The sequence below is a fragment of the Streptomyces odontomachi genome, assembly GCF_024435355.1.
Taxonomy (GTDB): domain Bacteria; phylum Actinomycetota; class Actinomycetes; order Streptomycetales; family Streptomycetaceae; genus Streptomyces; species Streptomyces odontomachi.
The window spans coordinates 301,956-323,347 of sequence record NZ_JAMJWG010000009.1 but is presented as its reverse complement, the minus strand read 5'-3'; the positions used below and the strand labels follow the sequence as shown (position 1 = coordinate 323,347).

Annotated in this window: 30 protein-coding genes; 22 read left to right on the top strand and 8 right to left on the bottom strand. The window is 69.6% G+C overall.

The window, feature by feature from the left end; genetic code table 11:
- Positions 1 to 119: 119 nt before the first annotated feature.
- Both NQO67_RS21010 and NQO67_RS21005 read right to left on the bottom strand, forming a co-directional pair.
- Positions 120 to 785: an HAD-IA family hydrolase gene (locus NQO67_RS21010; protein WP_255951629.1), complete on the bottom strand. Its 666-nt coding sequence runs from the start codon at positions 783 to 785 to the stop codon at positions 120 to 122.
- Between the two features lie 357 nt (positions 786 to 1,142).
- Positions 1,143 to 1,730, bottom strand: a complete 588-nt coding sequence (locus NQO67_RS21005) for a TMEM165/GDT1 family protein (RefSeq protein ID WP_255951628.1) — start codon at positions 1,728 to 1,730, stop codon at positions 1,143 to 1,145.
- 643 nt (positions 1,731 to 2,373) lie between these two features.
- On the opposite strand from NQO67_RS21005, the gene NQO67_RS21000 reads away from it, so the two are divergent.
- Positions 2,374 to 3,045: an HNH endonuclease family protein gene (locus tag NQO67_RS21000; RefSeq protein ID WP_255951627.1), complete on the top strand. Its 672-nt coding sequence runs from the start codon at positions 2,374 to 2,376 to the stop codon at positions 3,043 to 3,045.
- Positions 3,046 to 3,198: 153 nt separating this feature from the next.
- Here NQO67_RS21000 and NQO67_RS20995 read toward each other — a convergent pair whose 3' ends face one another.
- Positions 3,199 to 3,831 carry a superoxide dismutase family protein gene (locus NQO67_RS20995; protein ID WP_255951626.1) on the bottom strand — a complete coding sequence of 211 codons (633 nt, stop codon included), beginning with the start codon at positions 3,829 to 3,831 and terminating at the stop codon, positions 3,199 to 3,201.
- A gap of 481 nt (positions 3,832 to 4,312) precedes the next feature.
- On the opposite strand from NQO67_RS20995, the gene NQO67_RS20990 reads away from it, so the two are divergent.
- Positions 4,313 to 4,927 (top strand): DedA family protein, encoded by a 615-nt coding sequence (locus NQO67_RS20990; protein WP_255951625.1) that lies wholly within the window; start codon positions 4,313 to 4,315, stop codon positions 4,925 to 4,927.
- A gap of 161 nt (positions 4,928 to 5,088) precedes the next feature.
- Here the strand turns inward: NQO67_RS20990 and NQO67_RS20985 are convergent, their stop codons facing one another.
- Positions 5,089 to 5,328 (bottom strand): DUF2277 domain-containing protein, encoded by a 240-nt coding sequence (locus tag NQO67_RS20985; protein ID WP_255951624.1) that lies wholly within the window; start codon positions 5,326 to 5,328, stop codon positions 5,089 to 5,091.
- Positions 5,329 to 5,564: 236 nt separating this feature from the next.
- Here NQO67_RS20985 and NQO67_RS20980 point away from each other — a divergent pair, with 236 nt between their 5' ends.
- The 5 genes from NQO67_RS20980 to NQO67_RS20960 all read left to right on the top strand — a co-directional run bounded on the left by NQO67_RS20980 (position 5,565) and on the right by NQO67_RS20960 (position 10,474).
- On the top strand, positions 5,565 to 5,924 hold the full coding sequence (locus NQO67_RS20980; RefSeq protein WP_255951623.1) for a DUF8825 domain-containing protein: 360 nt from the start codon (positions 5,565 to 5,567) through the stop codon (positions 5,922 to 5,924).
- Positions 5,925 to 6,421: 497 nt separating this feature from the next.
- Complete coding sequence (locus NQO67_RS20975; RefSeq protein ID WP_255951622.1) at positions 6,422 to 7,087, top strand: DUF4956 domain-containing protein; 666 nt, start codon at positions 6,422 to 6,424, stop codon at positions 7,085 to 7,087.
- Positions 7,084 to 7,866: a polyphosphate polymerase domain-containing protein gene (locus NQO67_RS20970; protein WP_255951621.1), complete on the top strand. Its 783-nt coding sequence runs from the start codon at positions 7,084 to 7,086 to the stop codon at positions 7,864 to 7,866. Before NQO67_RS20975 ends, NQO67_RS20970 begins: the two co-directional genes overlap by 4 nt.
- A gap of 300 nt (positions 7,867 to 8,166) precedes the next feature.
- On the top strand, positions 8,167 to 9,882 hold the full coding sequence (locus NQO67_RS20965; RefSeq protein ID WP_255951620.1) for a CotH kinase family protein: 1,716 nt from the start codon (positions 8,167 to 8,169) through the stop codon (positions 9,880 to 9,882).
- Positions 9,883 to 10,084: 202 nt separating this feature from the next.
- Positions 10,085 to 10,474, top strand: a complete 390-nt coding sequence (locus tag NQO67_RS20960; RefSeq protein WP_255951619.1) for a M48 family metalloprotease — start codon at positions 10,085 to 10,087, stop codon at positions 10,472 to 10,474.
- Positions 10,475 to 10,553: 79 nt separating this feature from the next.
- Here NQO67_RS20960 and NQO67_RS20955 read toward each other — a convergent pair whose 3' ends face one another.
- From NQO67_RS20955 to NQO67_RS20940, 4 genes are all read right to left on the bottom strand, one after another.
- Positions 10,554 to 10,727 (bottom strand): hypothetical protein, encoded by a 174-nt coding sequence (locus tag NQO67_RS20955; RefSeq protein ID WP_255951618.1) that lies wholly within the window; start codon positions 10,725 to 10,727, stop codon positions 10,554 to 10,556.
- 145 nt (positions 10,728 to 10,872) lie between these two features.
- Positions 10,873 to 11,937: an HNH endonuclease gene (locus tag NQO67_RS20950; protein ID WP_255951617.1), complete on the bottom strand. Its 1,065-nt coding sequence runs from the start codon at positions 11,935 to 11,937 to the stop codon at positions 10,873 to 10,875.
- Between the two features lie 376 nt (positions 11,938 to 12,313).
- Entirely contained in the window at positions 12,314 to 13,564 is a 1,251-nt protein-coding gene (locus NQO67_RS20945; RefSeq protein ID WP_255951615.1) for a site-specific integrase, read from the bottom strand.
- Positions 13,565 to 13,897: 333 nt separating this feature from the next.
- Complete coding sequence (locus NQO67_RS20940) at positions 13,898 to 14,428, bottom strand: helix-turn-helix domain-containing protein (RefSeq protein WP_255951614.1); 531 nt, start codon at positions 14,426 to 14,428, stop codon at positions 13,898 to 13,900.
- A 99-nt stretch (positions 14,429 to 14,527) separates the two neighbouring features.
- On the opposite strand from NQO67_RS20940, the gene NQO67_RS20935 reads away from it, so the two are divergent.
- From NQO67_RS20935 to NQO67_RS20865, 15 genes are all read left to right on the top strand, one after another.
- Entirely contained in the window at positions 14,528 to 14,854 is a 327-nt protein-coding gene (locus tag NQO67_RS20935; RefSeq protein WP_255951613.1) for a helix-turn-helix domain-containing protein, read from the top strand.
- Positions 14,851 to 15,138 carry a hypothetical protein gene (locus NQO67_RS20930; RefSeq protein ID WP_255951612.1) on the top strand — a complete coding sequence of 96 codons (288 nt, stop codon included), beginning with the start codon at positions 14,851 to 14,853 and terminating at the stop codon, positions 15,136 to 15,138. The genes NQO67_RS20935 and NQO67_RS20930 overlap by 4 nt, the downstream gene beginning before the upstream one ends.
- Positions 15,139 to 15,229: 91 nt before the next feature.
- The gene (locus tag NQO67_RS20925; protein ID WP_255951611.1) at positions 15,230 to 15,535 is read left to right on the top strand and encodes a hypothetical protein; all 306 of its coding nucleotides are present in this window, start codon (positions 15,230 to 15,232) and stop codon (positions 15,533 to 15,535) included.
- Entirely contained in the window at positions 15,532 to 16,119 is a 588-nt protein-coding gene (locus tag NQO67_RS20920) for a hypothetical protein (protein WP_255951610.1), read from the top strand. Before NQO67_RS20925 ends, NQO67_RS20920 begins: the two co-directional genes overlap by 4 nt.
- The gene (locus tag NQO67_RS20915; protein WP_255951609.1) at positions 16,116 to 16,328 is read left to right on the top strand and encodes a hypothetical protein; all 213 of its coding nucleotides are present in this window, start codon (positions 16,116 to 16,118) and stop codon (positions 16,326 to 16,328) included. The genes NQO67_RS20920 and NQO67_RS20915 overlap by 4 nt, the downstream gene beginning before the upstream one ends.
- Positions 16,325 to 16,939, top strand: coding sequence for a hypothetical protein (locus NQO67_RS20910; RefSeq protein ID WP_255951608.1), 615 nt, complete (start codon positions 16,325 to 16,327; stop codon positions 16,937 to 16,939). The genes NQO67_RS20915 and NQO67_RS20910 overlap by 4 nt, the downstream gene beginning before the upstream one ends.
- The gene (locus NQO67_RS20905; RefSeq protein ID WP_255951607.1) at positions 16,936 to 17,172 is read left to right on the top strand and encodes a hypothetical protein; all 237 of its coding nucleotides are present in this window, start codon (positions 16,936 to 16,938) and stop codon (positions 17,170 to 17,172) included. The genes NQO67_RS20910 and NQO67_RS20905 overlap by 4 nt, the downstream gene beginning before the upstream one ends.
- Positions 17,169 to 17,696, top strand: a complete 528-nt coding sequence (locus tag NQO67_RS20900) for a hypothetical protein (RefSeq protein ID WP_255951604.1) — start codon at positions 17,169 to 17,171, stop codon at positions 17,694 to 17,696. The genes NQO67_RS20905 and NQO67_RS20900 overlap by 4 nt, the downstream gene beginning before the upstream one ends.
- Positions 17,689 to 17,970: a hypothetical protein gene (locus NQO67_RS20895; protein WP_255951603.1), complete on the top strand. Its 282-nt coding sequence runs from the start codon at positions 17,689 to 17,691 to the stop codon at positions 17,968 to 17,970. Before NQO67_RS20900 ends, NQO67_RS20895 begins: the two co-directional genes overlap by 8 nt.
- Positions 17,971 to 18,075: 105 nt before the next feature.
- Positions 18,076 to 18,294, top strand: coding sequence for a hypothetical protein (locus tag NQO67_RS20890; protein WP_255951602.1), 219 nt, complete (start codon positions 18,076 to 18,078; stop codon positions 18,292 to 18,294).
- Positions 18,294 to 19,211: a PD-(D/E)XK nuclease-like domain-containing protein gene (locus tag NQO67_RS20885; RefSeq protein ID WP_255951601.1), complete on the top strand. Its 918-nt coding sequence runs from the start codon at positions 18,294 to 18,296 to the stop codon at positions 19,209 to 19,211. Before NQO67_RS20890 ends, NQO67_RS20885 begins: the two co-directional genes overlap by 1 nt.
- Positions 19,208 to 19,879, top strand: a complete 672-nt coding sequence (locus NQO67_RS20880) for a hypothetical protein (protein WP_255951600.1) — start codon at positions 19,208 to 19,210, stop codon at positions 19,877 to 19,879. The genes NQO67_RS20885 and NQO67_RS20880 overlap by 4 nt, the downstream gene beginning before the upstream one ends.
- The gene (locus NQO67_RS20875; RefSeq protein ID WP_255951599.1) at positions 19,876 to 20,226 is read left to right on the top strand and encodes a hypothetical protein; all 351 of its coding nucleotides are present in this window, start codon (positions 19,876 to 19,878) and stop codon (positions 20,224 to 20,226) included. The genes NQO67_RS20880 and NQO67_RS20875 overlap by 4 nt, the downstream gene beginning before the upstream one ends.
- The gene (locus tag NQO67_RS20870) at positions 20,223 to 20,387 is read left to right on the top strand and encodes a hypothetical protein (protein ID WP_255951598.1); all 165 of its coding nucleotides are present in this window, start codon (positions 20,223 to 20,225) and stop codon (positions 20,385 to 20,387) included. The genes NQO67_RS20875 and NQO67_RS20870 overlap by 4 nt, the downstream gene beginning before the upstream one ends.
- A complete protein-coding gene (locus tag NQO67_RS20865) occupies positions 20,384 to 21,250 on the top strand; it encodes a hypothetical protein (RefSeq protein ID WP_255951597.1) in 867 nt (288 codons plus the stop codon). The genes NQO67_RS20870 and NQO67_RS20865 overlap by 4 nt, the downstream gene beginning before the upstream one ends.
- The last annotated feature ends 142 nt before the right edge of the window (positions 21,251 to 21,392 follow it).

The window sequence follows — 21,392 nt, the reverse complement described above, 5'->3', positions numbered from 1 at the left end:
GCCCGTCCGGGAAGCTCCGTCATCCCGGACGGAAAGCTCCGTCGCCCAGCCCGGCGCACGACCGCAACGCCCGCCACCGGACGCACGACCGCGACGCCCCGTCCGGGAGCGAAGCCGCGTCATCCCAGGTGAAGCCGGATCTCCCCGTCGGCGGCCGACTCGACCCGGAGTGCGGTGAGATCCGGCACCAGCGCCGTCGGCCGGTACGCGCCCGCCCGCGGCCCGACGCCGACCACCCGCATCCCGGCGGCGCGACCGGCCGCGACGCCCGCCTCCGAGTCCTCGAACACCACGCAGTCGGCCGGGTCGACACCCAGCTCGGCGGCGCCCTTGAGGAACCCCTCGGGGTCGGGCTTGCTCGCGCCCACGGACTCGGCGGTGATGCGCACCGGAGGCATCGTGAGACCGGCCGCGTCCATCCGCGTGGTGGACAGCGCCTCGTCGGCCGACGTCACCAGCGCGTGCGGCAACCCGGTCAGGGCCGCAAGGAACGCGGCGGCGCCCGGGATCTCCACCACTCCGTCGGTGTCGGCGACCTCCTCGGCGAGCAGCTGTGCGTTGTCCGCGACGTTCTGCTCCATCGGACGGTCGGGCAGCAGGATCGCCATGGACGCATGGCCCTGGCGACCGTGGACGACCTTCAGCACCTCGTCGGCGTCCATGCCGTGGCGCGCCGACCAGCGGCGCCAGCAGCGCTCGACGACGGCCTCCGAGTTGACGAGGGTGCCGTCCATGTCGAGCAGGATGGCGCGGGTGTTCAGGACGGTGGGCTGGGTGGCCGTCATCGTGCATGCTCCAGGGCTGGAGGGCAGGTGCGGGACGTGGGCCGAGGGCCGCGGAGAGGGCCCCGGGCCTCGGAGAACGTCCTAGGGGGTGCGTCCGGAGACACCCGGACGCACCCCGAGTCAAAGTGGTCCCGCCCGCCGGTCAGGGGAGACGGGCGCAACCACTTTGTTTGACAACGATACAAAACTCCCCGGGCTGCTTGCACCCCCCGGCCCGACACCCCCCCGCCCGACACCCCGCGCGCCGAGCGCCGGATGCCGCCCCCGGGTGCCGCGCACCGGACACCCGGCACCGCGCACCTGGCACCGGGCTCCGATGGACCCGGCGGTCCCCCGCCAAGGGCCGTTGCCCGATCGCTATCCGACCACCGCTTCGTACACGCTCCACGCACCCAGGACGCCCATCAGGGCCGCCGCGATCCTGGTGATGAGCCGGAGCGGTACCCGTTTCATCAGGGCCCGCCCGCCGACGATGCCGAGCCCCGCGACCGCCCACAACGCCAGCACGGCGCCGACGGCCACCGACAGGGGGGAGCCGTACCGGGCTGCGAGGTTCGCGGTCATGATCTGCGTCAGGTCACCGAACTCCGCGACCAGGATGAGCGTGAAGCCCGCCCCGGCCACCCTCCAGAAGCCCTGGTCACGCGGCTCACGAAGCCCTTCCTCCGCGTCGCCTTCGGCCTTTTGCAGGAGAAGCACGGCGGCCCCGATGAGAAACAGCGCACCGGTCACGGCGTGCACCACCCGGCCGGGCAGCAGGGTGAGCACGCTGCCCGCGGCCACGGCGAGCGCGACATGCACCGCGAAGGCGGCGGCCACGCCGACGAACACGTAGGAGGCCCGGTACCTGGTACCGAGCACGAGCCCTGCCAGCGCCGTCTTGTCGGGCAGCTCGGCGAGAAAGATGACGCCGAAGACAAGCGCCATCACACTGATGCTGATCACTGTTCCTCAATCGGTCGGGGCCACCCCGCCGAGAGTGTGGTGCGCGGTGCGAACAGCGACACTTCGGCTGGGCAGCGCGCTCGGCCGTAGCCGGCTATGGGTACGGCGCACTGCTTGCCGAAGGTCTCGCTGGCCGGCCGCGTGCTGCACGACCTGCCTCCGGGCGCCGGCTCAGACGAACTGAGCAGTGTGTCGACGGTCCCGGCGAAGAGCTACTCCCCTTCTGCACCGGCCATGCTACGTGACGCCTCCGACGGACCCGCGCAGGCCCGACGACCTGGCGCGCCTCCCGCCTCCGGATCGCATACGCACCGCGCGCAGACCGCGCGCAGACCGCAGCAGCAGACCGCACGGGACGGTGGGCGCGATCACCCCCGAACAGCAACGGTCGCCGCCTAACACCCCTTGCGCGTCAGGCAAATTGCACATCAGCGGATCTTCCGTCACCTTCCGCCCCATCGATGACTGATGTCGATCATTGTCGACCGTCAAAGATCACCAAACGATTGACGTGGATGTGACAGATGTCTTGATGTGACGTGCGCATGACGCAACTCTGTTACCTGGTGCCCGCCTTCCGGAAACCCCAGGGCGCCACCATGACCGGGCTCCAGGCCGCATCCCCCCACCCGAAGGAGTTCCCATGTCAGATGTCTACGCGCGTCGACGCCCTGCCGTCTCCCGCCGCCGACTGAGTGTGCTCGGCGCGCTCACCGCCTCGCTCACCGCCGTCACCCTGCTGAGCGGCCCGCCCGCCCAGGCCTCCCCGCCCGCCACCATCGCCGTCTCCACCGCCCACACGTACCTTTCCGAACTCACGGTCAAGACCGAGGGCTCCATGTCGGGCTACAGCCGCGACCTGTTCCCGCACTGGATCACCCAGTCGGGCACCTGCGACACCCGCGAGCAGGTGCTCAAGCGCGACGGCACCGGCGTCACGACGGGCTCCGACTGCTACCCCACCTCCGGCAGTTGGTACTCCGAGTACGACGGCGCGACCTGGACCTCACCCAGCGACGTCGACATCGACCACATCGTGCCGCTGGCCGAGGCCTGGACCTCCGGCGCCAGCAGCTGGACCACCGCCCAACGCCAGACCTTCGCCAACGACCTGACCCACCCCCAGCTGATCGCCGTCACCGACAACGTCAACCAGTCCAAGAGCGACCAGGACCCGGCCGAGTGGCTGCCGCCGCGCGCCGCCTACCACTGCCTGTACGCGCGCATGTGGATCCACATCAAGCACCTCTACAACCTCTCGATCGACTCCGCCGAGAAGACCGCGCTGGCGAACGTGCTCAACAGCGAGTGCTGAGCCGGACGACGAGCGACTGAGCGTGCCCTGGGCTGCCAATAGCCGGTGACCGGTAGCCGGTAGCCGGTAGCCGGTAGCCGGTAGCCGGTAGCCGGTAGCCCAGGGCACGGCAGCCGCCGGCAGCCGAGGAACCGGAGGACGGGCGGGGCGCCGTCAGCCTTTGCTCACCGCTCCGAACGGCACGGTGAAGCAGGCGACCGGTGCGCCCCCGGCGTCCGGCCGGTCCAGGATCACGACCGAGCCGGCCTGGCCGCTCCGGAAGTCCCAGGCGTGGTGGGCCTGCGCTTCCCCGGCACCCTGCGCATCAGCGGTGAAGTCCAGCCACACCTCGTTCTGCGCATTGACGTACGTGGGGTCGGTCGGTGACCGCAACGGATCGATCAGGTTCTGGTACGGGGCCCCGGCCGCCGCCGGGTCCGCACCGCACGGCTTGGTGTGCACACGGGCGCCGAAGTCGTGTCCGGGCCGCACCCCCGAGACGTGCAGCAGGACCGTCGTGCCCTGCCCGCTGTCGCTGCGCTGCTCCACCTCGATCCGCGCACCCGCCGGCACCGTGCTCGTGTCGTACGTCAGCGCGAGGGACGGCACGAAGGCCATCGGGGGCGAGAAGCGCGCGGCGGTGCGCACCTCGGAGTAGTTCACCTCGCCGGGCCCGCCCGTATCGCCCGCACCGACCGTTGCCGCGGTCGCCGCCGTTCCGCCGGCCGTACCGGCGCCGACCGCCGTCAACACGGCCACCGCCGCGACGCCGGCCAGCCGTCCTGCCACCCGTGCCACCATCGCCATCCCGTTCCTCGCCTCGGCCCGCGTTCCCGGGCTGCCCGCAACGTTGCGTGCTGTACCGGGTCGTGCGCGCGAGACTCGGTGCACCGCGTTCCCGTAGACGACCACGGAACTCCGACCCGGCGCGGCAGCCGCGCGGTCGTGTCCCGGCGACTCACGCGGATGCGTACCGGCGTGACGATGCACACAGGCGCGGTGCCGGATCCGGGCGTACAGCCGGCGCGACAAGCGGCGCACACGGAGCGCGTGGGGCGCGCGGAACAGCGCCATGCGCCAGGTGGCGAGCATGCCGCGCGACCGGCGCAAACGAGACTGAGCGCACGCGGAGGAACATGGGGTTCCGGTGTGGTTCTGGTGACATGATGATCACCTTGACCCCCTGGCCGCACCACACCGTTCCGAGCCGCGTACGCTGTAAAGCCGTCACTACGCCGCCTCGCTCCGCGCGACACAGCGGCACTGCCGCGGGGACGGGGGAAGTCGGGTGTTGGAGAGTCTCGGGTCATTGGCCGGGAGTCCATGGATCTATGCCGCGGTGGCCGTCTCCGTGCTCTTCGACGTGTTCCTGCCCGTCCTGCCGAGCGGCGTGCTGGTGGTCGCCGCTTCCACGGCCGCGGCCGGCGCCGGCGCCACCGCCGGCCAGGTACCGCACAGGGTGCCCGACATCCTGGTGCTGATCTGCTCCGCGGCCACCGCTTCCGTACTCGGCGATCTCGTCGCCTACCGCCTCGCCTGGCTGGGCGGGGAGCGCCTCGCTCGCACCATCGCACGGTCCCGGCGGCTCACCAGCGCCCAGGAGCAACTCGGCTCCGCGCTCTCCCGTGGCGGCGGCATCCTCGTGGTGATAGCGCGCTTCGCCCCGGCCGGCCGTTCGGTGGTCTCCCTCGGCGCCGGTGCGGCGCACCGCAAGGTGCGTGAGTTCCTGCCGTGGTCCGCAGTGGCGGGTGTGACGTGGGCGGCGTACAGCGTCGGCCTCGGCTACCTCGGCGGCCAGTGGCTCGGCACGTCCTGGCTCGCCGCGGGCGTGTCCGTACTGGCCCTCTTCGGCGCCGGCGCCGGCGCCGTGTACGTCGTACGCCGACCGTCACCCGTGGACTGATCCAGGGTCTCTCGTTCGGATCAAGCCGGCCTCGCGGGGTCCGGCACCCCATCCGTTCCCGTCGTCGTCGATCCCCCTGGGGCCCGGCGCGTTGCCGTCGGCCCCCCGGCGCCGTCAGCACCGGGGCCGTCAGCCCCCGGCGCTGTCAGCCCTTGATGCGGTCAGCTCCCGACACTCGACGCCGGCGCCTTCTGCCCCCGCACTTCCAGGTCGGCGAGCAGGTCCGCGGTGGCCTGGGCCACGGCGTCGACGGCGCGGTCGAACACCTCGCGATTGTGCGCGGCCGGGGCCCGGAAGCCGGACACCTTCCTGACGTACTGGAGCGCGGCGGCCCGTATCTCGTCCTCGGTGGCCTCTTCGGGCAGGACGGGCGGGCGGAGGGTCTTGATACTGCGGCACATGCTGCCAGTGTGACGCACGCCTCCCGGCACGTCACAAACGACCGCGCCCCGGGCAAGGACTCCGAGGAACCCCACACCCACACCCACACCCCCGCACCCGCACCCGCACCCGCACCCGCACCCGCACCCGCACCCGCAGCGTGTTCGCGGAAGCCGGCAGGGCGATCCGCAACATGCCCCGAGGACCCTCCGAAAGAAGCTCGCATCACAAAATCGAACAGGCGTAGCATTGCCGCGTGGCTGCGACTCATGACTTCCCGGGCGACCTCCTCGCAGGTCAGGAGGAGCTGCACCAGGTACGGGCCGAGTTGCTGGCCCTGCTGAAGCGGCTCCCGTGGTCGGTGGAGCCCGCCGACGGCTTCAGCGACGACAACGGTTGGCGCAAGGTGGAGCGCCCCGCCACCCCGGGCTGGACCCCGGACGAGCAGGCCCAGGTCGAGAAGCTACGCGAGCGGGAGCGCGAGCTCGCCGTGTTCGTCAGCTCCCACCGTTACTGGTTCGAGCTGCCCGCCGGGGACAGGGTCGACGCCCGGATGGCCCTCAAGCACACCCACGAGCCACCGCCGCGCTCCGCGTCCTCCACCACCAACACCTGAGGGCCGCTTTCCCGGATGCACCCCTGGAACCGGGGGTGGTTCGCGCACGCCTTCCGGGAGGCGACGCCGACCGCAACGAGGGCGATTTGCCGGCTACGCCCTATCAGTAGCCGCAAAACATCACTAACTGCCTTACATGCCGCCAACTGGTCAACTCTCCAGATGGCGCGATACCGCATCTCGACTTCCCGAACGGCTCACACACTCCGAAAAACTTTCGATACATGCAACTAAGGGAAGCTTCCAGACAGCACCCAATCTACGCGTGTGAGCTGGGAAGGTTCACCTTCAGCGGAGTCGACGCCGGCCAGCCTTCGAAGCGCTTCGCATCCATCTACCACGTAGTTTTCGAAAAATTACTGACGTCTTTTCGTGGCCAAAAATGGCAGGAAGCGAGTGGCGAACACTCAAGATCCATCTGTTCCATTTACCAAGGCGTTACCAGCAATCCACCCTCACTTCACTTACCACCCCCCACTTACCCGTAAGGAACTGAGATGTCCCGACTCGTGCTGTTTCTCAGCGATATCGCCGCGGTGAGTCTCCTGGTGTTCGGCCTCTACTTCCCGCGCCACCGCCGGCGGGACCTGGTCGTGGCCTATCTCGGGGTGAACGTGGGGGTGCTCGCGGTGGCCAGCTCGCTCAGCGGGAGTGGCGGCGGCGCGGGCATGGGGGTCGGGCTGGGGCTCTTCGGAGTGCTTTCCATCATCCGGCTGCGCTCGACCGAGCTGGACCAGCACGAGGTCGCCTACTACTTCTCGGCGCTGGCGCTCGGCCTCCTCGGCGCGCTGGACACCGGCGGTTTCTGGCGCTCGATCGGGCTCATGGCGCTGGTCCTGCTGGTTCTCGCGGTGGGCGACCACCCGCGGGTGCTGCGCAGTTACCGGCACCAGATCATGGTGCTGGACGAGGCGCTTCCCGATCACACCGCGCTGGTGGTCCACCTCGAACAGATCCTGGGCGCCCGGGTCCACTCGGTCATCGTCCAGCGGGTCGACCAGGTGAACGACACCACCGTGGTGGACGTCCGCTACCGCACCCTCCCCGGCGGCATCCGCGCCAAGGGCGGCGCGCCCTCCGCCTCCGACGCTCCGGACACCGACCCCACGAGCGCCGGCGCAAGAGGCGGCGCAGGCGCCGAAGCCGTGGCAGCGCGGCCGTGAAACTCCAGGAAGCGCCGGCCGGTGGGCCGGTCCACGACCTCGCGCCGATCTCCCTGGACGAACTCGTCTCCCTCGCACCGCTCCAGACCCGCGTCGACCGCAAGTACGTGCTCCCGCTCGACGCCGTGCGCACCCTGCTGACGCGGCTGCCGCACGACACCCGCGTCCTGGAGATCGACGGCGCCCGTGACTTCGCGTACCGGTCGCTGTACTTCGACACGCCCGACCTGGTCAGCTACCTGCTGACCGCCCGCAGAAGGCGGCGCAGGTTCAAGATCCGCACCCGGGTGTACGAGCAGTCGGGCGACTGCTGGTTGGAGGTGAAGACCCAAGGGGGACGCGGCAGCACCGTCAAGACGCGCCTCCCCTACGACCTCCGGGACCAGCGGACCCTCGCGCCGGCGCGCAGCTTCGTCGACGCCACGCTCGCCGAACAGGGCATCGGCGGAAGCGAGCGGTACGTCTTCGCCCCGACCCTCACCACCCGCTATCACCGCACCACCCTTCACCTGCCGGACACCAACAGCCGCGTCACCATCGACACCGGGCTGCTGTGGGACGACGGTGAACGCCGGTTGTCCCTGTCCGGCCTGGCGGTGGTGGAGACGAAGACCGGCTCCACGGCCTCGTACGCCGACCGGTTGCTCTGGCGCAGCCAGTACCGTCCGTGCCGTATCTCCAAGTACGCCACCGGTCTTGCCGCGCTCCGCCCCCACCTGCCCGCCACACCCTGGCGGCGCACCCTGCGCCGGGACTTCGCGTCCTCCCCCGGCGTCTGACGCCGGATCACAGGGCGGCAGGCCGGGCTGCGCCGGGGCCGCGGCGGCATGCGGCGTGCGGCGCCGCGCCATGACATGCGATGGCGTGCGTTGGCATGCGTTGGCATGCGTTGGCGTGCGATGGCGTCATGCGCATGAGTCCGATGCTCCGAAGCCCGGGCTCGGCGCCCCTGCTCAAGGCACCTGTCGCTCGGTACGAACCAGGACATGTCAGGGGCGGTCGGCGGTGTCGTGCCGGCGGCCGTCCGAATCTGCTCACGATTTGAGGTGCAAGCTGTTGTGCGCACACAACGCATACATGTGATCAGTCTGTTCGCCACGGTCGCCTTACTCCTTGCCGGCAGTACGGTCGCACAGGCGGCGAGCGACCAGCAGGCGACCACCGGCCACGCCCAAGCGGCGGGCTCCGGCCGGTCCGCGCAGGCCGGCGCCGCGACGCCGGTCGGCGTCTCGGACGCCGCCGCCAGACGCCAGCAGCAGCGGCTGGCGGACGACATGACCGGAGACATCACCTACTCGGTGCCGAGCGGCACCTTTCAGGGGTCGGTTTCGGTGTCCCTGAGCACCACGGTGAGCGGTGCGCAGATCCGGTACACCACCGACGGGCAGCCGCCGACCGCAAGTTCAACGGTGTACTCGTCGCCCCTGCAACTCACCGCCACCACACAGCTGCGCGCCCAGGCGTTCGTGGACGGCACCGCCTCCGGCGAGCCCGGCACGGCGCTGTACACGGCACGCTCCGTCGACGCCACCAGCGATCTGCCGCTGCTGGTGATGGACGCCTACGGCAAGGGCAAGCCCGACCGCGACTACGCCGATGTGTCCACCATGCTCATGGAACCGCAGGGCGGCTCCAGCTCGCTCGCCCAGACGCCGACGGTCGCGACCCGGGCCGGCTTCCACCTGCACGGGCAGTCCTCGGCGAACTTCGACAAGGCGCCGTACCGTCTGGAGCTGCGGGACAACGACGACGATGACGCCGACTATCCCCTGGCCGGGATGCCGGCCGACTCGGACTGGGTGCTGCGCGGGCCGTATCCGGACAAGACCCTGATCCGGGATGCCTTCGGCTACCAGCTCGGCCAGACCGTCGGCCTCAAGACTCCCCGGTACCGGTTCGTCGAGCTGTACCTGAACCTCGACGGCAGCCCCCTGAGCGCCGACGACTACCAGGGCGTGTACATGCTCGACGAGACGATCAAGAGGTCGTCGGACCGGCTCGACATCCAGAAGCTCAAGAAGACCGACCTCACCGAGCCGGCCATCACGGGCGGCTACATCATGAAGTTCAACGCGTACGCGGCCGAGGACCCGAAGCTGCCGTGCACCGGCGACCAGTCCACCTGCTGGAAGGACCTGGAGGTCGACGAGCCGGCGCCGGAGGACATCCAGTCGGCGCAGACCACCTGGCTGGCCCAGTACGTCCAGAAGTTCCACGACGCGCTGCACGGCTCCGACCCGTCCAACGCCAGCACCGGCTACCCCGCCTACATCGACGTCGACTCCTTCGTCGACATGATCATCGTCAACGAACTGAGCCGTGAGGGCGACGCCTACATCCGCAGCACGTACTTCTACAAGGACCGCGGCGGCAAGCTGGTGGCGGGCCCGCTGTGGGACTACGACCTGGGCTTCGACGCCGTCCCCGGCAGCAACTCGGTGAGTGGCTGGCAGTACAAGCCGTTCTTCCCCGGCTTCGCGACGACGGACTGGTTCCTGAAGCTCATGCAGGACCCGACGTTCAACCAACGGGTCGTCACCCGCTGGACCGAGCTACGCCAGGGCGCGTTGTCCGACACCCAGCTCAAGAACACGATCACCCAACTGTCCACGCCCCTGACCGCCGCCGCCCAGCGCAACTTCACGAAGTGGCCCATCCTCGACACCCAGATGGTGGGCGGGTTCCAGACCCAGACGACCGGGACCTGGGCGGAACAGATCCAGCTGATGCAGAACTGGATAACCCAGCGGGCGGCCTGGATCGACTCATCGGGCTGGCGGGTCGACGCCCAGTAGACCAGGCCCGATAGTCCCGTTTCCCCCCGTCCCCTCGTTCCCCCCGCTCACCCCGCTCACCCCGCTCACCCGTCAGCCCCGAGGCCCCCGACCGGACGCAGGAACCCGGCCGGGGGCCTCTGCGCTGGCGGCGCAGGCGGCGCTGGGGGCGCTGGCGAATTCCTGGTGTCAGACTGGGGTGCTGACCTAGGAGGTGGGCACGGTGGCCGACCGGGCCTTCGAGATCGTCATGGCGATCGTTTTCTGGTCCCTGTGCATCGGCGCGGCGTATGCGGCTTACCTGGTGTGGCGCGACGACGCACCCTTGTGGCTCACGCTGACACGTTCGTCGGACGAGGCGGTGCGACGCGGCCACCAGCGCGGCGTCGTTCCGTTCGCGGCCGCCTGGCTCCTGTTCGTCGGCTCGTTGACCGCGGAGCCCTTCGTGGGTCTGGGCGCCGGCGTCGCAGGCATCTTCGCCTTCATGGTGGGCCTGCTGTTGCACTTCCTCATCGTCTGGTTCAACCGCCCCCGATTCCTCGTTCCCCCGCACATGCGTGACGACGTCGGCGTACTCACGGCATGGTGGCGAGGGCGAGCGGGCCACGGCTGACGGCACTTCACCGAAAACGGCTCGGGCCACCGCGGACGTCTTCGCCGGCTCACGTCCGTGGTCTTCCTCCCGGCGGGTCCTAAGCCGCGACGACGAGATCCTCGCGGGTGGCCGCGGCCCAGTCCCGCAGCAGCGCCTGGTACTCGGCCCGTTGCTCATCGCTGAGGCGGCCACCCGAGCAGAGCAGGAGGCCACGGATCCGCTCGTTCAACTCAGTGGCGGACAGCGGGCGGGGCTCGAGTATCGGAGGCATGGGAGCAGACTAAGCCGAGACTCTGACAGACATCCTGAACGACGCGCCGATTCGCGGGTGGGGTACGTCACGATGATTCGGCACGTCGGCGACGAGCTGACGATCAACCACCGCCGTCACGCCGATGCAAGAAATAGATGTCAGTTCACGGGTTTGGGTCCCGCTCGTCAGCCGCGCCACGCGGTCGGGCCAGGGCCAGCGCTGCCCGCCTGTCCGCTGCGCGCTTCTGCTCTATCGAAGTCCGCAGCTCGCCGGGGGTCGGCCACGGCGCCCGCCGGTGGATCATGCGGTGGCAGTTGGCGCAAATGAGCGCGAGATCGCTGAGCTTGGTCCGTCCCTCGCCCGCTACATGGAGCGGAAGGACGTGATGGCATTCGATGTATCCGGCGCCGCGATCCCCGTAGACCGCTTCGAAGTCGAACCCACACGCCTCGCAAGCGAGCCGCCCGCCACGCTGGAGGACCGAAGTGATCTTCTTTGTACGCAGGCTCTTGTTCCGCTCGCGCGCCCGATGCCGGCGCATCAGGAGCCGCCCTTCAGGTGCGCTGAAGTCGTCGTCGAACTCCTCGTTCCCGCTCGGCGCGAGGTCCTGCAACTCGCCAGCGGCGATGCCCTGGCGGATGAGCCGTGCCACCTGTGCCATCTCGTCGGGACGGGCCAGGAACTCGTTCAGCACCTCGCGGTCGAGGGCCCCGCCGTTGGTGGGCTTGCCCTGGTAATCCGGGTGCCGGGTGGCGATGTCGTACGTCTTGCGAGCGACCCCGTTGGGGTTGCGGAACTTCTCATTGCGATCGGCTTCAGCATGGATGGGGAGCAACTGAAGCAGAGCCGACAGCTCAGTCACCCGGTTGTCCTCGGCGTCCAGGCCCTTCCAGCCGTTCTGCATCACGAGGTGGCAAGCCAGGATGATCTCGTCCCTGGCCCAATCTGGGTTCTTGATGGCCTTCACCTGGAACCCCGCTCGCTTCAACCAGGCTGCGGCGTGGTCCTTGCCTCCGCTGAACTCGTCCGCGCTGAGGGCTCGACCCTGGTCCCACTTATGCGCCACCCCGGCGATCGCCTTGGAGTCGTACTCCCGCCCCTCGTGCACCAGGACGTACGACCGCGCCTCTCCGAAGCGATACTTGGCCAGGAAGGCCTCCCGCCCCAACTCGTCATGCTCCACCAAGGCCTTGAGCACGGACGCGTGTGTGATGGCTCCTCTATGCATGGCGGAAGCGTATGGCTGACCGCTGTCACCCAAGCGACGGGAAGCGCTCAACTGATGCCGCAGAACGCCCCGTGGTAGAGGCCCTCAGATCTGGCGACGCCGCCGAGCGATCGGCTGCCGTCGCGAGGAGACGCCGTACGACCAGCGACGCGAAGTTGCTGAGCGCCGTGCGGCCGGTGCGGTGCGCCGAAGAAGTGGCAGCGATGCTTGGTCGACTCTGCCCCAAAGGCCCCCAGCCGTGCTCGGCTGGGGGCCTTTGCGCTGGTGGGCGCGGACGGTTTCGAACCGCCGACATCTGCCTTGTAAGGGCAGCGCTTTCGGTCCTCTGACCTGCGTGGGGGCGAAAATCCGAGGCTCTTAGGAGAGATTTAGGGGATCAGCCGGACGGCCAGATCGTCTCCCACCCGAGAGCCCCCATGGCGCCCTCGTACAGCTCCTGGAGCCCCTCCAAGCGTACCCGCCGCATCTCCGGAGTGGGGTGCTGATACACCGCCTTGATGCCCGGTCGTCGGTGTCCCGCCTGCTCGTACATCAGGGCCGGCTTCACCCCGATCTGATCCTGGTAGGTGTCATGCGTGTGCCGCAGGGCTCGCATCGTCAGCCCTGGCGCGATCGGCTCCCAAGCCTCCCGTGGCGCATGCCCCTTCGTCGCCGGCAGCGCCTTCCGACCGTCCGCGCACGGCCGCATAACCTGGCGCCCGAAGTTGTTCCGTCGCCAGTGCTTGGACACGCCACCGCGGGGCGTGAACAGGAACTCACGCTTGCAGTCTGCCGCGTACTTCTCCAGGAGTTCCGCCAGGAACACGGGCAGGTCGATGCGCCGCTTCGACTCCCGCGTCTTCACCGGCTCCAGGTCGAGCATCATGCCGAGCCGCTCCCCCGCTGGGCTCCGCTTCTGGTACTCGGCCACCTCCTCGACGACATCCAGGGTCGGGCAGGTGAAGTCCCGCTCGACACGGACGCCGAGCGACGACGGCCGCAGCGCGAGGCTCTCACCCCACCGCACGCCGGTGAAGGCGGTGGTGAGGATGTGCATGCCGTCGAGCGGCCCGGCGCGGCGGGCGAGGCGCAGCACGATCGCGGGGGGCGCCCACAGCTTCGTCTCATCCCGGTCATGCCGGGCCGCGCGCTGCTCGGAGGTCCGGGACCTGCGGCGCCCGAACAGAGGGTTCACCAGCAGCATCTGCTTGTCGACAGCGCCGGTGAGCATCTGCGACATGATCGTGAGGCACTGGGTGGCCGTCGAATCGTCGCACCCCAGGCTGCTGGCCCACTGCTCCGCATCGAACCAGGTGATCTGGTTGATCGGCACGTTCTCCCAGCGCGGCAGGATGTGAGCGTCCAGGCGGTTCCAGCGGGTGGTGACGGTGTAGCCGCGTGGCGACTTCGCCGCCATCCACTCCCGCGCCCACTGCCCGAACGGAGTACGCGCGAGCGCCGGGTCAGCCCACCGGCCGGCACGGATCGCCGCTTCCTGCTGCTCGCCGTAGTCCTCGGCGGTCTTCTTCGTGGGGAACCCAGGCTCGCTCCCCCACATCCCATCCGGCCGCTTGTAGCGGGCTCGCCACGTGAACTGCTTGGTCCGTTGGCCATTCCTGACCTTGTAGACCTTCTCCGCGTAGGCCATGGCGATCAGCCTGCCACGGCAAGCAGTGGTCTCGCGCAAGATTCCGCCGCGCCCAACCTCAGGGCGCCGACTCGTATCAGCGCGGTGTTCACGAGCTGCCGTCCGGGATCAGTTAACCGCCCGTTCTCGGTCAGAGCAGCGGAGACATAAGCCAGCGTGTGATGAGGTTGCCGGTCGACCCAGACCAGGACCGGAAGGCTCTCGGCGAGAAGTACATGGACACACATCGGCCACCCCCACTGTTCTCGGTGGCCCCCGTTGTCCAGCTCTGGTCATGCAACCACACATATGTGTCACATGTGGAGAGGTTGGCGCGAGTTACATAGCTCTGTGCTACATCTCGGCCGTTTTCGACGACTCAGCGTCAGTGGTCTCATCCAATTCCTGCAGCTGCGGCTGAGCCCGCCGCCACGCCTCCAGGCCCCGACGGATCTCTTCCGGGGTGGCCCCTGGGGTGCCCTTCACGACGACGACCATGCGCGCATCGCCTCCCAGCGGGATCACCGCGGTGTCGAGTAGCGAGCCCTCGGCAAGCTCGTCGGCGATGCGGAGCGGCAGGCCGGCGTCCGCGGCTACAGCCGGGATGTCGGCAGCCCGCGCAGGTTCGGCGGACGCCTGGGACGTCCGGAACGCCGGGTCTCCCCCGGCCAGCACACGGTCGACGCTGTCGTCCGTCCAGCCGACACGGCGGGCGTAGGCCCGGATCGTCTGGGACGGCTTCTTGCGCGAGTCGCCTCGCTCGATGGCCTGGACAGTCGAGCGGCTGGTGGCCAGCTCGGCAGCCAGCTCATCCTGCGGGAGTCCAAGGTGCTCAGTGCGGGCGGCCTGCAGTGCCATCCCGAGGCGCTTCCAGTCGCGGTCCATGGCTCACATCATGCCCTAGATATCTGCAACCCATAAGCCCGAATCTCGCGCTTTGACCTGCGCAAGAGGTCCAATTTCAAGCGTTCTGGGTTGCATCGGATGGCTGATATATGCCCTGAACACCCCTCTTGTCACTCAGTGCACGGCTTGAAAATCAAGCCTCAACGTAGTCGCACCGCTTGCCTTCGTAGCGAAACTGAGCTTAGATTTCGAGCTGTGAGACCGAACGGACCCGCAATACGGGCGATCCGCGAGGCTCGAAACATGAGCCTGCGCGCGCTTGAACAGCAGACCGGCTTGAACCGGGGCTACCTCTCCCGCCTGGAGAGGGGGCACATCCGCGAGCCGGACGACGGGCCGGTCCGGAAGGTCGCAACCGCACTCAGCGTCCCCACGGACGCAATCACCCACGAGGAGAAAACGTGACCGCCAAGGCCACGAAGGCGCCCCCCACCAAGGCGAAGGCCACGACTGGGGCGGCGACCAAGACCGGCAAGACCACCACGACCGACGAGGCAGAGCTGCGGCGCTACACCCCGGAGGAAGTCATCGAGCTCAAGCTCCTCCCCTACACGAGCGCCCGAGTCCTCAAGGAGAAGTGCTACCGGCGCCAGGTGATCCACCACCTCGACGGCCGCCGGATCACCTTCACCCTCGACGACATCCGTCGCGAGAACGCCCGGAACACCGTCGAGCCCATCGCCGCCTGAGCGGCGCGGGACCGCCCCGTAACCGCCAAGCCCGGGACGGCCCGCAGATCCACCCACACATCCACGATCACAGAGAGGTGGACCACCACCCATGATCTCATCCAGTCACCCGAACCCCCGCGAAGAGGCGAAGCGCCGAGTCCGCGCGAAGGTCGCCGCTGAGAAGGCGCTGCCCGCCAGCGAGCGCATCGCGAACGCCCTCCACGCCACCCACACGAACGCGGACGCTCAGGCACTCATCGCCGAGTTCCGTGCCGAGGTCGCGCAGGCCGTCCGCGAGGGCGCCGCCGGCATCGTCCGCTCCTACGCACCGCGCAACCCGACCGACGACGAGGGCAAGGCCGTCGCACACGCCCTGAACCTGGCCGCCAACGCGGTCGAGAGGGGGCACCGGTGACCGCCCCGCTGACGCCCGAGCGCGAGCAGGAGATCCGGACCCGCGCCGAGGCCGCCACCCCCGGCCCGTGGTGCACCGACCTTTGGGAGATCTACCAGGGCGCCGAGTACGAGCCCGGTCTCTCCTCTTGGGTCGGGGAGACCTGCCGAGCCGAGGACCCCGACGGTGCACGAGCAGACGCCGCGTTCATCGCCGGCGCCCGCGAGGATGTGCCCGCGCTGCTCGCCGAGATCGACCGGCTGCGAGCCCAGCGCCGCTACCTGATCGGCCAGCTCCAACGCAAGGACGCCAAGTCTGGCGAGGGAGACGCCGCGCTGAAGCGGTTCCTCGGCGGGCCGGACATCGAGGAGTCGCAGGGCCAGGCCGAGAACTATCCGCCCGCACTTCCGTGGGCCGTGCTGATGGACGACGAGGACCTGGCCGAATTCCTTGACGAGCTGAAGGACGCCGCCGACCGGTTCGGACCGCCCACGGAGACGCTCGCCGAGGTGGAAAAGGCGTGCGGCACGTGGCGGATGATCGCCGAGGCGCAGCACGCCCACAACACCGCGGTGGGCCCGGACACCGAGGAGGCGGCCCGATGACCTCCCCGACCCGCCCGGCGCCGGCCGTCACCCGGCAGGAACTGATCCGCCGCAAGCGTAGCTGCGACGTCCTCCTCGCCGCCCGAGAGGCCAGCCACAGCCCCTCCGACCGCATCGCCTACACGCTCGGCCTCGAACTCATCCGCCACCCCGAGCGCTGCTCCACCACCGACGACTACCCCGGCTGGACCCCCGGAGGGACGCGATGAACGACTACCCCGAGATCGCTGCCCGCTTCGCCCGCGACACCGCCAACCACGAGATGACCGTCCTGCACGACGAGGGCCTGTACCGGCACCTACGGTTCATGAACCCCCGGTCCAGCGAGTTCTGGTTCGAGCTGGTCACCTGGCCCGGCAGCCTCACCATCCGCGGCGACTACGGCGACCCGCACACGTTCAGCCGCCTGGACGACATGTTCAAGTTCTTCCGCGCGGACCGCCGGTGGGGCATCAACCCGCACTACTGGGCCGAGAAGCTGGGCCGGGACGGCGGACGCCGCTCGGTCAAGGAGTACTCGGAGAACCTGCTCCGCCAGCGCGTCATCGAGCAGTTCACCGAAGACGCCCGTTGGAACGGCGGCGTCCCGGCCGGCACCGGCAAGGCGCTCCGAACTTGGGTCCTTGACGAAGACCTCAGCGACGAACACCAGGCCCGCAACGTACTGGAGGCCTTTGCCCACCAGGGCTACGAGTTCAGCGACGTGTGGGAGTGGGACTTCCACGACTACAGGTCTGACTTCCTGTGGGCCTGCCACGCGATCCAGTGGGGCATCGGCCAGTACGACGCCGCGCGGAAGCCCGCGGAGGTCGCCGCGTGACTGCGATCCTCCCGGAGCAGCCCGCGGTCCTCGCGGACGTCCTCCGCGACCTCGCCGACGAGCCGCCGGAAACCCGGGCCGCCATAGGAGCCGGACTCATCCGCGCCCTGCGCCTGCCCCGCCACCAGGCCCCCGACGGGGCCACCGACGCCGACGACATCGCCTCCGTCGAAGCCGGGCTCACCGAGGGCTACGAGGCGTACTGCGCCCGCATCAGCAAGGAGACCAAGTGACCACCCTCCCGCACGCCCCGTACATCGAGGCCGTGATGGACGCTCTCACCACCGCCGGGCTGGAACCCGTCGAGTACTTCACCGACGACAGCGACACCCGCGGCAGTTACTGCTACCTCCGCGCCGTCCTCGAACTCGACCCCTCCGGCACCTACAGCCTCGACGACGATGAGATCCCGGCCGGCACCGCATGGCGGCACGGGCCGCTCCTCATCTGGGAGTGGCACACCGGCATCGAAGCCGAGGACGGTGAGCCGGACAAGGGCCCCTACTGGCAGTTCGCCAAGCGGCAGGCCGACGGCAGCAACGAGGTCCCGGTGGTCCTGCCGGTGTATGGATACGCGAGCCCCGCCGCCGTCGTCGAAGCCACGCGGCACGTCATCGACCGCCGCATCAAGGTCGACCCATTCGAGATCGGCGGGATCGACTGGAGCGGCGGAATCATCGGCGACTCGTGGGACCAGGCCGACGAACTCAACACCGCCTGCGAGGCCTGGGGCACCAAGGAGGCCAGCGATGCCTGAGCTGAAGGTCGAGATCGACGGCCAGCTGTACCCGCTGCGCGCCTGCTTCTGGGTCCTGTTCGACCCGGCCAACTGTGCGGTCGGATCCGAGCACGGCGACCTGGCTGTCGACTCCGAGCAGTCCCACCGCAACTTCACGCCCCGCCAGCGGGATCGCGACCGGCAGACCCGGCAGGGCTACCGCATCGAGCTCCTGACCAGGCAGCAGTGGGGCGAGCAGGCCAAGTCCTGCTTCTACGGCACCTGCACCCACCACAAGGCGCCCGCCGCCTGATCCCGCCGGGCCGGCGGTGACCCGCCCGCCGGCCCGGCGCACCACCCACCACCCCGACCGCGAACGCCGCGGCCACGGCACCCCCATGCCTGAAACGGAGCACCGATGCCCATCCGACTCGGCCGCTGGCACATCGAGGTCCACCGCCGCGGTCTGTGGATCACCCGAGAACCCGACCCGGACTGCCCGCACTGCCGGGGCGGACGACGGGCCTGGTGGATCGACAGCCCCTACGACGAGCCGTGCCCGTGCCTCAACCAACTCCGCACCTGGCGACTGCACCTCTGGCCACGCCGACCCATTCGAGAGGAGTACCCGTTCTGATGAGCCTCCTCGCCTGCGCCCGCTGCGGCGACACCGCCGGTCCGTTCACCCGAGACGGGCTGTGCGAGGACTGCGCCGACAAGCCGGTCATCCGCGACGGCATGTCGGCCGACGAGTACCACGCCGACCGCGGCTCGATCTCCTCGACCGGCCTGCGCGCGCTGCTGCCGCCTGGCTGTCCCGCCCAGTACCGGTACGACCGCGACCACCCGCGGCCGCCGAAGCGCGAGTTCGACCTTGGCAACGCCGCCCACGCCGAAGTCCTCGGCGAAGGCCACACGCTCGAAGTCGTCGACGCCGCGGACTGGAAAACACAGGCCGCCCGCGACAAGCGGGACGCCGCATACGCCGCCGGCCGGGTGCCGCTCCTCGCCCACGAGTACGAGCAGGTACAGGCGATGGCCGCCGCCATCCGCGGCCACCACCAGGCCGGGTCGCTGTTCGCAGGCGGCATCGCCGAGCGCTCCATCTTCTGGACCGACCCGGCCACCGGCGTCCGCTGCCGGTGCCGGCCCGACTACCTCAAGCAGCTGCCCAGACTGACCCTCTGCGTCGACTACAAGACCACCACCGACGCCAGCCCGGAAGCCGTCGCCAAGGCCATCCAGAAGTACGGCTACCACCAGCAAGACCCGCTCTACCTCGACGGCATCGAGGCCGCCGGCCTCGCGCCCCACGGCGCCCGGTTCGTCTTCGTGTTCCAGCAGAAGACCCCGCCCTACCTGGTCACCGTCCGCGAGCTCGACCAGCAGGAGCGCGACATCGGCCGCGCCAAGAACGAGCGCGCCCTGCGCATCTTCGCCGACTGCGTCGCGACCGACACGTGGCCCGACTGGACCGGGCCCGTCGACGACATCCCCTTCATCCACCTGCCCACCTGGGCAGCCATCCGCGAAGCGGAGGAGTATCTCCCGTGAACGAACTCGCCCTGCCCGACGAGCCCAACGACATCGCCACCACCGGTACCGAACCGGCCGCCCCGCCGATCCAGCAGCCCCAGGCCGGGCCGGAGTCCTCCGCACTGCTGCTGTGGGCGCAGGAAGCCCGCCAGGCTGCCGCCGTCGCCCAGTCCATCGCCCGCACCTCCTTCGCCGGTGCCCTGAAAGGCAAGCCCGAAGAGGTCACCGCGGTCATCCTCGCCGGCAACGAGCTCGGCCTGAAGCCCATGGCCGCCCTGAAGTCCATCGACGTCATCCAGGGCACTCCCGCGCTCCGGGCGCACGCGATGCGCGGCCTCGTGCAGGCCGCCGGGCACGAGATCGAGCTCGTCGACTCCGGGCCCGAGCACTGCGTCATGCGAGGCCGCCGGAAGGGCGCCGAGAACTGGCAGACCGTGCAGTGGAGCGTCGAGCGCGCCGCGCAGCTCGGGCTCACTGGCAAGGACCAGTGGAAGAAGCAGCCGCAGACCATGCTCGTCGCCCGTGCCACCGGCGAGCTGTGCCGCCTCATCGCCGCCGACGTCCTCCACGGCATGCCCTACGCCGCCGAGGAGATCGAGGGCACCGCCCACGCCGAGATCGTGCCCGACCGGGCCCGGCTGTCCGTCGCCGAGATCACTGCGAGCGGCGAGGACGGTGCGGCATGACCATCACGCCCGACGAAGCCCGCGAGCAGGCCAACCAGACCCTCGCTGCCCTCTACGCCAACGTCACCGACTGGGACACCGCCGTCCTCAACCAGGCCATCGACGCCATCGGAGGCGACGGCCGCCCCTTCTCCATGAACGACGTCCGCAACGTCCTCCCCGACATAGCTCACGGCGCCGCTGGCCTGTTCTTCCACTCGCTGATCCGCCGCCGCAACCCGGTTCAGCTGATCGTTGTCGGCGAGGAGCCGTCCACCGCGCCGAGTACCCACGGCAAGCCGATCAAGGTCTACAAGCTCGCGCCCAACCGGCTCGCCGCTGCGCGAGCAGAGCGGAGGGCCGCATGAGCGCCGGCACCGCGTACCTCGCCACCGCCATCACTGCCTCCGGCATCTGGGCCATACGCGCCGCCATCCGCGGCCACCACCGGCCCGGCGGCTGGGATCGCGACCGCGCCTACCCCACCGGACCCCGCACCGACACCGCCAGGAAGGAGAACCGAACGTGACCACCACCGCCCACACCCGGCCCGCCCACGGGACCACGGCACGCGGCTACGGCAGCCCCGGGCGTCACCCCCGATGCCACTGCACCCCGTGCCGCAAAGCCCGCAACCGGCACCAGAAGCAGCTCCGACTCAACCACGAACTCGGACGCAGCCCCTTCACCGACCCGGCGAAAGCACAGGCACATCTGCGGGAGCTCCACCAGACCATGGGTTGGGACACCCTCGCCGCCGCCACTGGAATCTGGTTCAGCAACCTCGTTCAGATCTACAACGGACAGCGCACGAAGATCCGGCACGAGACCGAGGCGAAGATCCTCGCCGTCGCCATTCCCACCAAGGGCGACCCCGGCCAGTACATCGACGCCACCGGCTCCACCAGGCGCCTCCAAGCCCTGGCATGCGCCGGGCACTCCTACGCCGCCATCTGCCAGGCCGCAGGCACCTGCACGAACCGCGTCATTTCCATCGCCAACGGCCGGCAGCCGACCATCCGCCGAGACCTCGCCGACCGCATCGCCGCCGCCTACGAGCGTCTCGCGTTCAATCCGGCGCCGAAGAACAAGCACACGACGCGCACCCGAAACGTGGCGCGCGCCAAGGGCTGGCGGGACCCCCAGTGGTGGGAGGACTACGGCCACATCGACGACCCGGCTTTCGACCCGGAGGCCGCGGACCGCGTCCTCAACTTCCACGAGCGGGCCAAGCTCCGACGCGAGGAGATCGAGCACCTCGCCTGGTGCGGCGACAGCCCGGAGCAGATCTTCACTCGCCTCGGAGGCGAGGTGTCCATCTCGACCGTGCGTCAGATCGTCCAGGAGTGGCGCACCGGCGTAAAGCGCGACCGGAAACAGGCCGCCGCATGACCGCCCCCGAGCCGCCGCGCCGGCCCGTCCCGCCCGTGCTGGAGCCCATCGTCCCAGGCGAAAGCGACGCCGGCCGGCCGCGGTGCCGGAAGAAGGCCCGGCTGTTTCCGGCCGGGTGGCGCTGCCCAGCCTGCGCGCCCCG

Coding starts and splice junctions, on each gene's coding strand:
- NQO67_RS21010 (WP_255951629.1), bottom strand. CDS start 785: ATGACGGCCACCCAGCCCACCGTCCTGAACACCCGCGCCATCCTGCTC.
- NQO67_RS21000 (WP_255951627.1), top strand. CDS start 2,374: ATGTCAGATGTCTACGCGCGTCGACGCCCTGCCGTCTCCCGCCGCCGA.
- NQO67_RS20995 (WP_255951626.1), bottom strand. CDS start 3,831: ATGGCGATGGTGGCACGGGTGGCAGGACGGCTGGCCGGCGTCGCGGCG.
- NQO67_RS20985 (WP_255951624.1), bottom strand. CDS start 5,328: ATGTGCCGCAGTATCAAGACCCTCCGCCCGCCCGTCCTGCCCGAAGAG.
- NQO67_RS20975 (WP_255951622.1), top strand. CDS start 6,422: ATGTCCCGACTCGTGCTGTTTCTCAGCGATATCGCCGCGGTGAGTCTC.
- NQO67_RS20955 (WP_255951618.1), bottom strand. CDS start 10,727: ATGCCTCCGATACTCGAGCCCCGCCCGCTGTCCGCCACTGAGTTGAAC.
- NQO67_RS20950 (WP_255951617.1), bottom strand. CDS start 11,937: ATGCATAGAGGAGCCATCACACACGCGTCCGTGCTCAAGGCCTTGGTG.
- NQO67_RS20945 (WP_255951615.1), bottom strand. CDS start 13,564: ATGGCCTACGCGGAGAAGGTCTACAAGGTCAGGAATGGCCAACGGACC.
- NQO67_RS20940 (WP_255951614.1), bottom strand. CDS start 14,428: ATGGACCGCGACTGGAAGCGCCTCGGGATGGCACTGCAGGCCGCCCGC.
- NQO67_RS20935 (WP_255951613.1), top strand. CDS start 14,528: ATGGCTGATATATGCCCTGAACACCCCTCTTGTCACTCAGTGCACGGC.
- NQO67_RS20925 (WP_255951611.1), top strand. CDS start 15,230: ATGATCTCATCCAGTCACCCGAACCCCCGCGAAGAGGCGAAGCGCCGA.
- NQO67_RS20915 (WP_255951609.1), top strand. CDS start 16,116: ATGACCTCCCCGACCCGCCCGGCGCCGGCCGTCACCCGGCAGGAACTG.
- NQO67_RS20910 (WP_255951608.1), top strand. CDS start 16,325: ATGAACGACTACCCCGAGATCGCTGCCCGCTTCGCCCGCGACACCGCC.
- NQO67_RS20895 (WP_255951603.1), top strand. CDS start 17,689: ATGCCTGAGCTGAAGGTCGAGATCGACGGCCAGCTGTACCCGCTGCGC.
- NQO67_RS20890 (WP_255951602.1), top strand. CDS start 18,076: ATGCCCATCCGACTCGGCCGCTGGCACATCGAGGTCCACCGCCGCGGT.
- NQO67_RS20885 (WP_255951601.1), top strand. CDS start 18,294: ATGAGCCTCCTCGCCTGCGCCCGCTGCGGCGACACCGCCGGTCCGTTC.
- NQO67_RS20875 (WP_255951599.1), top strand. CDS start 19,876: ATGACCATCACGCCCGACGAAGCCCGCGAGCAGGCCAACCAGACCCTC.
- NQO67_RS20870 (WP_255951598.1), top strand. CDS start 20,223: ATGAGCGCCGGCACCGCGTACCTCGCCACCGCCATCACTGCCTCCGGC.